Annotated in this window: 8 protein-coding genes; 7 read left to right on the forward strand and 1 reads right to left on the reverse strand. The window is 40.9% G+C overall.

Features of this window, described 5'->3' with window-relative positions; genetic code table 11:
- The first annotated feature begins 126 nt into the window (after positions 1-126).
- From ACMJ0U_RS03150 to ACMJ0U_RS03170, 5 genes are all read left to right on the forward strand, one after another.
- The gene (locus tag ACMJ0U_RS03150) at positions 127-744 is read left to right on the forward strand and encodes a hypothetical protein (RefSeq protein WP_417128121.1); all 618 of its coding nucleotides are present in this window, start codon (positions 127-129) and stop codon (positions 742-744) included.
- Complete coding sequence (locus ACMJ0U_RS03155; RefSeq protein ID WP_417128122.1) at positions 738-1,025, forward strand: winged helix-turn-helix domain-containing protein; 288 nt, start codon at positions 738-740, stop codon at positions 1,023-1,025. Before ACMJ0U_RS03150 ends, ACMJ0U_RS03155 begins: the two co-directional genes overlap by 7 nt.
- Before the next feature lie 636 nt (positions 1,026-1,661).
- Positions 1,662-4,811: a SusC/RagA family TonB-linked outer membrane protein gene (locus ACMJ0U_RS03160; protein ID WP_417128123.1), complete on the forward strand. Its 3,150-nt coding sequence runs from the start codon at positions 1,662-1,664 to the stop codon at positions 4,809-4,811.
- A gap of 24 nt (positions 4,812-4,835) precedes the next feature.
- Positions 4,836-6,656: a RagB/SusD family nutrient uptake outer membrane protein gene (locus ACMJ0U_RS03165; protein WP_417128124.1), complete on the forward strand. Its 1,821-nt coding sequence runs from the start codon at positions 4,836-4,838 to the stop codon at positions 6,654-6,656.
- A gap of 86 nt (positions 6,657-6,742) precedes the next feature.
- On the forward strand, positions 6,743-9,244 hold the full coding sequence (locus ACMJ0U_RS03170) for a glycosyl hydrolase family 8 (RefSeq protein ID WP_417128125.1): 2,502 nt from the start codon (positions 6,743-6,745) through the stop codon (positions 9,242-9,244).
- Between the two features lie 95 nt (positions 9,245-9,339).
- On the opposite strand, the gene ACMJ0U_RS03175 is transcribed toward ACMJ0U_RS03170, so the two are convergent.
- Positions 9,340-10,977 carry a glycoside hydrolase family 43 protein gene (locus ACMJ0U_RS03175; protein WP_417128130.1) on the reverse strand — a complete coding sequence of 546 codons (1,638 nt, stop codon included), beginning with the start codon at positions 10,975-10,977 and terminating at the stop codon, positions 9,340-9,342.
- A gap of 426 nt (positions 10,978-11,403) precedes the next feature.
- Here ACMJ0U_RS03175 and ACMJ0U_RS03180 point away from each other — a divergent pair, with 426 nt between their 5' ends.
- The gene (locus ACMJ0U_RS03180) at positions 11,404-12,273 is read left to right on the forward strand and encodes an alpha/beta hydrolase (RefSeq protein WP_417128126.1); all 870 of its coding nucleotides are present in this window, start codon (positions 11,404-11,406) and stop codon (positions 12,271-12,273) included.
- A 21-nt stretch (positions 12,274-12,294) separates the two neighbouring features.
- Positions 12,295-14,287: glycosyl hydrolase family 95 catalytic domain-containing protein (locus ACMJ0U_RS03185; protein WP_417128128.1), on the forward strand; the 1,993-nt coding region annotated here is incomplete at its 3' end.

Below are 14,287 nucleotides of genomic sequence, written 5' to 3' on the forward strand. Positions count from 1 at the left end.
TTATAAAATAAACTTATTTATATTTGCATTGAAGCAAGAGAGAAGCGCGCCTCTTTGCTTTTATTTTTCATGTTGTAGTTTATTTTATAAACTACAATGAGTTTAAAACTTAAAACTGATTGCCTTATGGAAGAAAAGAAATTATCAGAACAAGAAAGTCTGGAACTGATTTCACAAATGATTCGTTCTACCCGGAAGAATATGGAAGTGGGCAGTGGAAACCAGTTTCTTTACTGGGGATATTTTACTGCGGCGCTTTCAGTATTGCTGTTTTTGTTGGTGTACTATACGGGCGATTCCCGTTGGAGCATCGGCTGGTTCAGCATGTTTCTATTCTGGGGCTTTATGCTTCGTATGCAGCGCAAGGAAACTCCTTCAGTAATTACGTATACTGATCGTGCTATTATGCAGGTGTGGAAGGTAATAGGCAGTTTGTTTGTGCTGACCGTAGTCATCATGTCTTTGCTGGCATTCCATTACGGAGGAGTCAACTTTTCATTGATGCTGCCCCTTTCTCTGCTTTACAGTGGTATCGGTGTTTCCATTACTGGAGTTATCATTCGTAGTAGGGTGGTGATGTGGTCGCCGCTGGTAGGTTTTAGTTTTGCCATTTATATGCTGATGGCCTATACCCTTCATCAGGCCGTTACCATTGACTGGTATTTGTATTTTGGATTGTCGTTTGTGGTCATGATGGTGTTGCCCGGCCATTATTTAAACCGAAAGGCCCGTAATGTATGTTGAAAGAACTGAATCCGTTACTTCATTCCCAGCTCCGTCTGGCGGTGATGTCGATACTCTTGTCTGTGGATGAGGCAGACTTTGTTTACCTGAAAGAGCAGACCAATGCCACGGCAGGTAACCTCAGTGTGCAGCTTGACAAGTTGAGCGAAGCCGGTTATATCGAGGTGGAGAAAAGTTTTGTGGGCAAGAAGCCTCGTACCGTTTGCCGGATGACTTCAAAAGGGCGGGAAGCTATGGGGGAATATGTGGAAGTGTTGAAAGAATATTTGACTGGATTTTAAGAATTTTTCACTCTGCAAGAGCAGGAAGATTTCTTTTATGGAAAACGCAAGGACGTTTGAACTCAAACGTCCTTGCGTTTTGTTTTAAATGTCCTTGCGTTTTCACTAAAACGCAAAGGCGTTTAGATTGAAATGTACTTGCGTTTGGAATGAAACGTTTAAGCATTTTGGAATGCCGTAGATAAGGGGGAAATATTCCTTTTTTATGTTTTATAACCTAAATGTATCACGGAATGAAGAAAATGTTACACCCGTGATGATGGTGTAACATAAAATATGGCTGTTGGTAATACGGTGTAACTCCTTTGGTTTATTAAGAACTACATTTGCAAAGAGTTAAATGATTCGTTAATGTGTAATCTTAAATGAAAATGCGTATGAACACTAAAATGAAAAAGAAGGGGGATACTAGGTGATACGTTAGTACAAAGTGTAAGAAATAGTATTATATACTTGTTTCTCTGTGTAAAATGAAGTAATCGAGTGGGACTGTATTTTATAGCAAAAGGTTTTTGTTGATTTCTAATAATCATTATCAAGAGCTTTTTGCTAGAGTATGAAATTTTTGCTTAAGCAGAAATTGCTGGAAATGAGATTATAAGATTAAAAAATTTATTAACTGTTAAACATACAAATATGATGAAAAACTTATTTAGATTACGCCTGATATGGCTGTTCATGTTGTTTTGTATGATTCCTTTATGGGCTTTGTCACAAAATATTACCGTAAAAGGTGTTGTGAAAGATGGAGCCGGGGAATCTGTTATAGGTGCAAGTGTGCTTCAAAAGGGTACAACCAATGGTACAATTACAGATTTTGAAGGAGGTTTTACTTTAAATCTGCCTTCTAATTCTGTCATCGTCGTTTCTTTTGTAGGATATAAAACTCAGGAAATTTCGGTTGCAGGTAAGACTGATTTAACCGTAACATTAACAGAAGATACACAGTTGCTCGATAATGTGGTCGTAGTGGGTTATGGTACACAGAAAAAGGAAGATTTGACCTCTGCTATTGCCACATTAAGTCCGAAGGAGGTTTTAAAATCTCCAGGAGGTATTACAGATGCTTTGCAAGGAAGTACTGCGGGTGTGAATGTGTCAGGTGGAAAGATTCGTATTCGTGGTACCTCATCAATTACAGGTAGTACAGATCCGTTGTGGGTGGTAGATGGTATCATTGATGCTTCAGGAAACATTCCTAATGATAATGAAATAGAGTCCATCCAGGTTTTGAAGGATGCAGCTTCATGTGCGATTTATGGTGTGCGTGGTGCCAATGGTGTGATTGTGGTAACTACAAAGAAAGGAGCAGAAGGAAAACCGAAAGTTAGCTTTAATGCGTATGCCGGTTTTGGTTCAAACACCAGCAAAGTAGATATGCTTAATCCGTATGATTATGCAGTTTACGTAAATGAACTTTACTATAATTCTTCTGATGCCACTGCAATTGCGAATGGGACATGGAATAAAACAGTTCCTACAGGGGTGGCTACTCCGAGCAATCCGCTTGGAAGTACAGACTGGTGGGATGAGTATTTCTGTAATACAAACTATCAGAAATACGACTTGTCAGTGAGTGGAGGTAGCAAATATGCCAGCTATCGTATTGGAGCTACACATGCTGACAATGATGATCAGATGCACACAGAAGATGTGAAAGCCGACAATATTTATGCCAATGTACAGGGTACTGTAGGCCGTTTTACCTATGGCGGACGTATCTTTGCTAATTATAGTAGAACCAATGGTTTTACAGGTGCTTCCTTAATGAATGCCTTACAAACACCTTCCAATCTTCCAGTATATAATGAAGATGGCAGTTTTTTCTTGACCGGTAATAATGGTCGTGACGGAAATGACCTGGTGAATCAAATATGGTTTTTGAGAAATGAGAAAATTCGCAACCGTTCAATTAGCGCTTTGGGAAGTATATTTGGTGAGATAAAGATTTTTGACTGGTTGAAATACCGTTTGACCTATACCTACTCATTTGCAAGAAATAATGATGCAACTTTAATTCCTGAATATGATCTTGGTACAGCCAATGGAAGACAAGCTTATAATTCTCAAAGTACGACAAAAGGAGGAAGCGGACATGAAATTATTGAGAATTTGTTGACTTTTGACAAAACTTTTAATGGTGTACATAATTTGTCGGGAGTGCTTGGAGTTGTTTCTGAAACCTTTGATGGATGGTCTACTGGTATTTCTGGACGTAGCAATGAATATTCAGATTTTGGCCCAGAAAGTCGTTATCCAGACAGCCAGAATATAACCAGTTCACAATATAATGAAGCTTATTTTTCTTATTTAGCCAGAGTTATGTATTCCTACAATAGTAAGTATATGATTACAGCTAACTTCCGTGCTGATGAGTCTTCTAAGTTTAAGAAGGGTAATCGTTGGGGATATTTCCCATCATTCTCGGTGGGTTGGAGAATAAGTGAGGAATCCTGGATGAAAGACGCAACCTCCAGCTGGCTGAATAATTTGAAAATCCGTGCTACATTAGGTTGGATTGGTAGTGCCAATGCGGTAGGACGATATGATTATCAGTCAGTAGTTGAAACAGATAACAGATACTATACATTTGGTCCTAACCAAATTAATCCGGAAGGAAGCTCCTCTAATGCATCTGCCCCGTTGATTGAAAATTTTGCAAATCCTGATTTGTCATGGGAAACGACCAGAGATGCGGGTATCGGTTTCGATCTTGATATGTTTAATAATAAATTCAGCTTGGTATTCGATTATTATAATCGTAAAACAACAGATATGCTGCTTGCCGTACAGTTGCCTAAATCTACAGGTAATATTAATACCATGTATTCTAATGTAGGTAGTATGAAAAACTGGGGTATCGAACTTTCAGCTACTTATCGTGAACAAATTGGTGATGTGAAATTAACTATTTCTCCTAATTTCTCTCTTTACCGTAATGAAGTAACAAGCCTGGGTGAAAATGCTTCACTTGCTGGTGGTGCCGTTGCGGGTGGTAGTAATGTTACAATGACGGTTATAGGGCAACCTGTAGCGCAATTCTGGGGTTACAAAACAGATGGATTGTTCCGTACGGATGAAGAAGCTGCTAATTATGTGAACAGCAAGGGAGAACGTCTTCAACCTTCTGCTTCAGCTGGAGATTTGAAATATGTGGATGTAAATGGTGACGGACAGATTACGGATGATGATAAGACATTTATAGGTTCTTCTTTACCGAATTGTTCTTTTGGCTTGAATATTACAGCAGAATATAAAGGATTTGATTTTTCTATGTTGTGGCAAGGTGATTTTGGAAACCAGATTTATAATAACTGGAAAACAGAACTTATGGGTGGTTATGCAGCAAAGAATCAGATGACTGATATGAATAACCGCTTCCGTGCTGAAGATGTAACCTTTACAACTGCTGGTGGTGAAACAATTACATTACCTGCTAATGTGAATACGAATATACCGCGTGCGGTACTCAATGACCCCAACGGTAATCATACAAAAGCTTCAGATTATTTCATAGAAAATGGATCTTATTTCCGTTGTAACCGTATTACATTAGGATATACGTTTAATAAAGCATTGATTTCTAAAGCTCATATTGAATCCTTACGTTTGTATGTGGGAGTCAAGAATCCGTTCACTATTACGGGATATTCTATGTTTGACCCGCAAGTTCCTAACAATGGTTCGACTTTGAACCGTGGAGTAGACGGAGCATATTACTATACTACTAGTGATACATATTGGGTAAATCGTGAATTCTTTGCTGGTTTGCAGTTGACATTTTAAGTAATAATGAAATATCGGAATTTTATGAAACATATTAAAACATATATGGGTATTTGTTTGGGCTCTTTACTAATGACAATGAGTTCATGTGAGCCTGACATGGATTATAATAATCCTTTGGCAGATAACGAGGCTACATATTATAATACGAAAGAACATTTGACATATGCTGTAAATGGCGCATACAATATACTTCAAAGAGCTGGTGGATGGGCTCGATGGATGCCGTTTATGCTGAATGCACGTAGTGACGAATACGTGTTTACAAGTGGAGCTGCTGCCGGTGAACCGGAAACGGCAAGATTGTCTCAATATAACGTAAATGCAGATTTGGGTAGTGTATCAACTTGTTATCAGGATTTGTATGTATTGCAGTATGCTGCTAATCTTGCGCTCGAAAAATTAGAGGCAAACCAGGATGGGGCGTTCGACTTGAACAATGCGGACGACAAGAAATTGTATGACAGACTGAAAGGCGAAGCCATATTCTTGAGAGGCTTGAGCCGTTTTTATCTGGTTTATTTCTGGGGAGATGAAATTCCTGACCGTGACTATGTGACTACTGGTGAAGGAGATTACATGCTACCTCCTGCTGAACCTGGAACAATTTATCAGCGCATGATAAAGGATTTTCAGGATGCGGCAGACTTGCTTACAGACTGGTCATACGAAGGAACTGAAAATGAAGGTCGTGCTACAAAGGGTTCTGCACTTGCCTTTTTAGCAAAAACGTATATGGCTCGTCCTATTTTGGATGGAACAGCTAAGGCTGGTGATGCCGAATGGGCTTTAGCAAAGGATGTATTGTGGCAAATTATCGATTCCCATCAATATTTTTTAATGGATAACTACCGTGATAATGCGACTGAGGATAATGAAAATAATGCTGAATCCTTGTTTGAAGTACAGTTCTGCCAAAGTGTAGAAACAGACGGATTTAACCCGGCTGCTAATGGTGACCTGAATGACTGGGTAGTAACGGGACAAAATACAATTCGTGAATTGGAAATGACTGCTCCTAATTCAACAGAGTCGGCCAGATGGTGGAACGGGCAGCCTTCTTTAGCGCTATATAATGAGTTTGAGCGTGATGCATCAGGAAAAATCATAGACCCTCGTGCTTATTTAGGCATGTATATACCTGGTGGTTGCAATTTCTTGGGTAAATCTGGTAACTGGATTCCTTATGAAACTCTGTTCTCTGGAGATACATTTGATGAATGGCGAGGAAAATGGTTCGGATGCCGTAAGTATAGTCTTGATCAGGTGAGAAGTAAAGAACAGAGTGGTATCAATGATCGCCTTATCCGTTATTCGGATATATTGTTGATGTATGCGGAATGTTGTCTGGAAGCTGATAATGATGAAGTAACAGCTAAAAAATACATTCAGATGGTGCGTGATCGTGCGAACAAAAATACGGAAGCTTTCAATACAACTGAAGCTGATTTAGGAAATGATTATTTGAAAGGCAATACATTGCCTACAGTGGATGACTTGCTTCAACAGAAGCCTGTAGTTGGTCGAGTGGTAGGAAGCAATGGAGATGTTATTTGCGAAGGAATGGAGTTAAATTCTGTACGCCGAATCCTGAAACATGAATATTCTGTAGAGTTATATTGGGAAGGCTGGCGGTTCTTTAACCTGATGAGATGGTACAATAATCCGAATGATCCGGACCAGAGTATTGTACTGAATAACTTGAAAAATAAAAATGCACTTCAGGTGGAACAGACCAACTTGACTGGTACCCAGGTCTTTGATTATTCACGTCATTTGCGCGTGCCGATACCTTCTACGGAACTTTCTACCAATACGAATATGCATGGAAATTCCGCTAATTAATCGTGACATGTTTTGAGAAAGAAGCTGCCCTGTATTGGGGTAGCTTCTTTTTCTTATTTTTTTACTTATAACCTAATACTATATTTATGAGGCATCTTTATTGGGGTATAGTGACATTGTTTTTTGTTATTCTAAAGACCTATTCACAAAATCCTGTTATCAGTCATTCTTTTACAGCCGATCCTACAGCCCGCGTGTTTGAGGGGAAAGTTTATTTATATCCGTCACATGATATAAAAAGTCCGGTTGAACGTCTTAATGACTGGTTTTGCATGGAAGATTATCATGTATATTCCTCTCAAAATCTGGTAGACTGGACAGATCATGGGGTAATTCTTTCACAAAACAATGTCCCATGGGTGGATTCGGAGTCCTATTCCATGTGGGCTCCTGATTGTGTGTACAAGAATGGAAAATATTATTTTTATTTTCCGGCAAAGCCTAAAAACATGAAAGGCTTCTCTGTGGGAGTTGCAGTGTCGGATACTCCTTATGGACCATTCATGCCAGACTGGAAGCCTATAGAAGGCATACAGGGAATTGATCCGTGTGTGTTGATTGATAAACAGGGAAGTGCATATATCTATTGGGCTGGGAATGGCTTGCGTATGGCAAAGCTGAAAGATAATATGAAGGAGTTGGCTTCTGCCCCAGTGTTGATAGAAGGGCTTCCTGAGGGATTTAAGGAGGGACCGTTTGTATTTGAAAGAAACGGAAGGTATTACCTTACTTTTCCCTGGGTGAAGGACAAGACGGAGACATTGGCATATGCAATGGGAAATTCACCTTCAGGCCCATTTGAATTTAAAGGTATTATTATGGATGAATCTCCCACTGGATGTTGGACAAATCATCATTCAATTGTGGAATATAATGGACAGTGGTATCTTTTTTATCATCATAATGATTTTTCCCCTGAAGCTGATAAGCGCCGTTCTGTTCGTATTGATTCCTTAACTTTTAATTCTGATGGAACGATTGTGAAAGTAAAGCCTACTTTACGCGGAGTCGGGATTACGGATGCGCGTATGAAAATACAGATAGACCGGTATAGCGCAACCAGTAAAAAAGGAGTATCTATCTCCTTTATTAATGATAAAAATAAGTTCGAAGGATGGAAGTGCCGGCTGGAAAAAGTAAAATCATGGATTCAGTACAATCGTGTGGACTTTGGTGGTCAGCCTGTGCAAGAAGTGAAAATGCGTGTGAAATCGGATAAAGGTGGGGTGGTGAAAATTGTAGTGGATGATGAAGATATAGTTACCGTGAAGATTCCTGCATGCAAAGACTGGCGTGTGGTGAAGGCACGTGTGGAAAAGGCTCCGGTGGGGGTAAGAGATATACAGGTCTCTCTGCAGAAAGGGGCTTCCGTGGAAATTGACTGGATAGGTTTTGATGCTGTTCCATGGTCAGCGGGTGCTTTTGAAACGCATAAGTATAGAAACTTTTTTGTTGAAATGGGTTATTCTCAGGCCGAAATTGATGCGAAACTGGAAGAAGTGTTTAATGACGTATTTTATGGGGCCAATAAAGTCTATTTTGAGGTCGGTGATTCCATGGCTTATATCAGTGACTTGAAGAATCATGATGTGCGTACAGAAGGTATGTCTTACGGAATGATGATTGCCGTGCAGTTTGACCGGAAGGATATGTTTGATCGTTTATGGCGGTGGTGTAAGAAATATATGCAGCACCAGAAAGGCATGTTTGAAGGTTATTTTGCCTGGAGTTGTCAGACGGATGGCACTCGTAATTCTGAAGGACCTGCTTCAGATGGTGAGCTATATTATGTGACTTCACTTATTTTTGCGTCGAACAGATGGGGGAATGAATCTGGTATAAATTATTTGGCTGAGGCGCAGAACATTTTGGACTGTTCGATGAAAAAGGTTGGAAAAGATGCGGTAACTCCATTTATAAATATAGAACATCAGCTGATTACATTTACTCCGACTCGCTTCGGTGCGAAATTTACTGATCCTTCTTATCATTTGCCTGCTTTTTATGAAGTGTGGGCCCGCTGGGCTTATGATGGAAGAAGCCGTTTTTGGAGGGAGTGTGCCAAGAGAAGTCGTGAGTACTTGCATAAGAGTATTCATCCGGTGACTGGCTTAAATCCTGATTACAATAATTATGACGGTTCTTTGTTGCATTCAGATGGGATAGTAGGAGATGCCTTCCGTTTTGATTCATGGCGGGTGCCTATGAATATTGCTCTGGATTATTCTTGGGCATGTGCAGACAGAGAGTGGCAGCAGGAGTATGGAAATAAGATACAGAATTTTCTGTATACTCAGGGACTTTATGATTTTAAGGATCAGTATAATATAGATGGAAGCCCGGTGAAGGAAGTCTTGCAGGCGGGTGAATATAAACAGTTGCGTCATTCATTGGGACTTGTGGCCACTGCTGCAGCGGTGTCATTAGTTTGTACGGATGTGAAATGTGAAGAGTTTGTCAAACAGCTGTGGGAAGCAAAACATGAACCTTATGAAGACGGCTATCTGGATAAATATTATGACGGGTTGCTACGTTTGTTTGCGTTTATGCATTTGAGCGGCCGTTATCAGATTATTTTTCCTCAATAAGCAGTAGCTGAGAGAGTCTTAAATAAAAAGTCTGTCATTTTTCTCAAGAGGATGTAATGACAGACTTTTTTATTTAGCTATAAGTGAGAAGCTGCTTATAAGGCTTCCGCATCATTGGAAGTGGTGGCATATAAACCAATCATCGCACCGGTAAATCCGCCTGCAACGTTGGTGGAAAGTATATCGCCGGAAACAGTGCCTCCTACGGTCTGGTAGGTGTCGTCTTTTGTGGAGTAGCTGAATGTGTATTTGTCTCCTTCAGCCGTTACGCGCAGACTGACCGGAGTGTTCTCTGCAATCTTTTCACTTGCAATGGTAGAAGATTTTCCATTGTCAGTACGTTGCAGTACGATGTAGTTATTTTCCGCTTTTTTCGTTACTCCAAATACATAGTTGAATTTCTCACTTTGATAGCAGGTAATTCCGGCAAGGTCTTTTTCTGTACGAGGAACGTATTTCAGGGTAGTTGTAGCTGTGAAATTAAGGTGTTGCTGACGATAGAACAATGTAGAAGTAGGAAGAACTGCCTTGATATTGGTTTCGTAAGGAGTAATCTTTACTCCTTCTGTAGTAGTAGAAATGAATCCTTCTCTGGCACCTCTGACTCCTACCCAGCGGTAATCAAGTGAACTTCCGGTGAAAGTTTCCGTAAATGTAAAGTTTCCGTTGGGGAAATATCCGTTCTTTCCGGTTTCATTCTTCACACCTTGTGGCATAGTCAGTTTGGGCTGGATAGGCTCCAGACCGCCTTTGAATACGGGGAAGGTGCCAGTCCAGTCGACAGGCAAAATGAATGTTTCCCGTCCGGTGTTCACTCTGTTGGCTTCATTGGGACGTATGGCAAGGAATACGCCATAGTATTGTCCGTCAGGTCCTTCTACCAGGTCGGCATGACCGGCCCAGTCTACTTTGAACGGACGCTCTGAAGGAAGGTGTCTTTGAGAAAGAATCGGATTTTCAGATGCCGGCTTGAACGGACCTTGCGGATTATCACTGATAAAGATTACTTCACTATGCCAGCCTCCTGTACCGCCTTCTGCACACATCAGATAGTATTTTCCGTCTTTCTTGTAAAGGTGTGGTGCCTCTATCCAGATAGGTTTTTTAGACAAATCTACTCCTCCGTTCACTACAATCTTGTCTGTGCCAGGAATAATCTGGTCTTTTTCCAAATCGTATTCCCAGACTTTAATCACTCTGTGTCCCTCGTATAGCGATTTTTCGGGTGCGTCATTGTGAGTGATGTATGCCTTGCCGTTGTCATCAAAGAAGATGTCGGGGTCAATGCCTTCGAAATTCAATTTGATAGGGTCGCTCCAGCCTTTCATCGGGTCTTGGGTTTTTACAATCATATTTCCCATTCCTCCCGAGAACTGAGTCGTAATCATATAGAAGGTATCATTGTGCGGATTATACCGGATGGTCGGGGCATAAATACCAGCGCTGATGCCTGAATCTTCCACTTTTAGCTGTGAAGGGCGGTCGAGAACATGACCTATCTGTTTCCAGTTTACTAAATCTGTAGAATGGAAAATAGGTACTCCCGGATTGATGGCAAAAGAGGAACATACCAGGTAATAGTCGGTTCCTTTCTTGCAGATACTAGGGTCAGGATAACACCCCTGTAGTATAGGATTGTAGAATTCTCCCTCATTCAGTGGATTCTTTTCATATACTGCATCATTTCCCGTGTAAATGAATTGCGAAAAGACTGGAACCCCAGCATCTGGCATCGTTACCTTGTTCCCACATGAGGTAGCAATGAGGCCTAGTGTCCCGAGTGTGAGTAATTTTAATTGATTTTTCATGATAAATAATTTGTTGTAAATAATTGAATGATTGTGTTGGTTAAATGAAGTCTTTATGTAATCTTTCTGAGGGCAAATTTACGTATTTTGCATGGGGTATATATGATGACATGTTGCATATCTTTTATTGTGTGTTACTGGATGTTACTTTCTTGTTTATAAAATATGAGAGGATGTAAATATTTGTTTGTTAAATTGATATAAGCAGAAATGTAATGTGGGTATATGTAAAATGTACGTTTTGTGAGTACGATATTATGGCGTGTGTAACGTGAACGAAAATCCTGGTAACGTAATTTATTGTAACTTATGTGATAGGTGTGTATTTTTGTTGAATTAAATTTTAAATCTATGGACAAACATTCTTTTTTTATTGCTTTGTTGGTTTTATGCCTGGTACCCGTATCATTGTTCTCACGTAGTAGGGTGGTGAATGATACAATCTTTAGTAAGAAATTGAATACTGAAAGAGTTTGCTCTATTTATCTTCCTCCTTCTTTTGGGGAGATTCAGGGAAAGAAATATCCGGTACTTTATCTTTTTCATGGAATGTCGCAGACCAATCAGGACTGGGTATGGCGTGGACATGTGCAGGAAGTGGCCGACCGGCTGATTTATTCACAGGAAGCCAGTGAGATGATTATTGTGATGCCTGATGCGGGAGGTGATATTTACAAAGAAGTATGGAATGGTTTCTTTAATATGCCGGGGTGGCTTTACGAAGATTTCTTTTTTGAAGAGTTCCTTCCTTATATTGAAAATAAGTACAACATAATCGGTAATAAAGAAAATCGTGCGGTTGCTGGACTGTCTATGGGAGGTGGAGGAGCTACTGGTTATGGATTGTGGCATGCCGATATGTTCTCTTCTGTATATGCGATGAGCGCGCTTATGTCGATACCGGAAGAAGGTGCTGCCCGTTTTGATAATCCGGATAGCAAACTGGCTATTCTGACACGGGCTGTGATAGAAAGAAGTTGTATCAAGCGTGTGGCAGAAGCGGATGCCAGTACGTTGCAGGCTTTGAAATCGGTGAGATGGTTTGTCGATTGCGGGGATGATGATTTCTTGCTTGACCGGAATATTGAGTTCTTTCAAGCCATGCGTAAAGCAGGGGTTTCATGTCAGTTTAGGGTTAGAGACGGCGGACATGACTGGGAATATTGGCATTCTGCATTGTATATGTGTCTGCCTTTTGTTTCAAGGACGTTTGATAAATAATAAATGTGGGGACAGGCATCTATGAGGAAAGTTCTATGTTTCTGTTTGCTCATGATTGCTTCTGTGTGCGGTGTGATTGCCGATAATGCAGAGGATTTGAAGTTGTGGTATTCGGCTCCTGCGCGCAACTGGTGGGAAGCATTGCCAATAGGTAATTCTCATCTGGGCGGAATGGTGTTTGGAGGTGCAAAACATGAAGAAATTCAACTGAATGAGGAAACATTCTGGGCGGGTGGTCCGTACAGCAATAATCGAACGGGGGCTTCTGCTTATCTTGACCAGGTGAGGCAGCTTATCTTTGAAGGTAAGAATCAAGATGCCAGAAGTTTGCTTGATGCAAAATTTATGACTTCTCATCATGGCATGCGTTATTTGACATTGGGAAGCGTTTGGATGGATTTTGATTGCGAGGGAGAGATTGACTCCTACTATCGTGATTTAAATCTGGAAGATGCAACGGTTTCCGTGCGTTTTCGCTGTGGTGGTGTAGAATATACCCGCAGGGCATTTACATCCTTTGCTGATAATGTGATGATTATAGATTTGAGCACAGATTCGGAAAGTAAGCGGCTGGGAGTTGATTTGAAATATGCTTGTCCGCTGCTTTCAGAAGTAAAAAGCGAAGGAGAATATTTGGTAATGAGATGTGAAGGTGCGGAGCATGAAGGAATTCCGTCTGCACTTCATGCGGTTGTGATGATGCGTGTGAAATCGGATGGAAAAATAGAATGTAAAGATGGATGCTTGTCCGTTAGAAATGCATCTTCGGCCACAGTTTTTCTCAGTGCGGCTACTAATTTTGTGAATTATCGGGATGTGTCGGGTGATGCACATACCAAAGCACGACTGGCTATTGAAGGGGTGTGGGATAAGCAGAACGAAGAATTGTATGACGAGCATAAAGCCGTTTATTCCGAACAATTCGGAAGAGTGGCTTTGTGCTTGCCTTCTTCAGAATTTTCAAAGAAGGAAACGGATGTACGTATTAATGAATTTAATAAGGTAAAAGATTGTTCGCTGGCTGCGTTGATGTTTCAGTATGGACGTTATTTGTTGATTTCTTCTTCACAGCCAGGTAGTCAGCCGGCCAATCTTCAGGGAATATGGAATAAAGATTTGTATGCACCCTGGGATAGTAAGTACACGATTAATATCAATGCGGAGATGAATTATTGGCCGGCTGAGGTAACTAACTTGTCGGAAACTCATGTGCCATTTTTTCAAATGGCGCGTGAGCTTTCCGTCACAGGACAGGAAACGGCTCGTGTGTTGTATGGAGCTGAAGGTTGGGTAGCTCATCACAATACGGATATCTGGAGAGCCGCTGGCCCGGTTGACTTTGCAGATGCGGGTATATGGCCTAACGGAGGTGCCTGGGTAGCCCAGCATCTTTGGCAGCATTATTTATACTCCGGTGACAAGGATTTTCTTCGTGAATATTACCCAGTGTTGAAGGGAAGTGCTGATTTCTTTTTATCATTTATGGTAAAGCATCCTCAGTATGGCTGGATGGTGACGGCTCCTTCTGTATCTCCTGAGCATGGTCCGAATGGGGTTTCGATTGTAGCCGGATGTACGATGGATAATCAGATTGCTTTTGATGCCTTGAGCAATACCCTTCGTGCTGCACGTATACTGGGGGAAAGCAGGATATATTGTGATTCACTTCAGGCCTTGATAAATCAGTTGCCACCTATGCAGGTTGGTCAATATAATCAACTGCAGGAATGGCTGGAAGATGTGGATGACCCGAAAGACCAGCATCGTCATATTTCTCATTTGTATGGCTTGTATCCGAGCAATCAGATATCCCCTTATCGGTACCCGGAGTTGTTCCAGGCTGCTAAGAATACCTTGATGCAGAGAGGAGATATGGCTACGGGATGGAGTATTGGCTGGAAAATAAATTTCTGGGCGCGTATGCTGGATGGAAATCATGCGTATAATATCATTCGGAATATGCTTTCTCTTCTGCCATGTGACAGCTTGTCGGGAAAATATCCTTTGGGGCGTA

The organism is Phocaeicola sp., from assembly GCF_048170425.1.
GTDB lineage: Bacteria > Bacteroidota > Bacteroidia > Bacteroidales > Bacteroidaceae > Phocaeicola.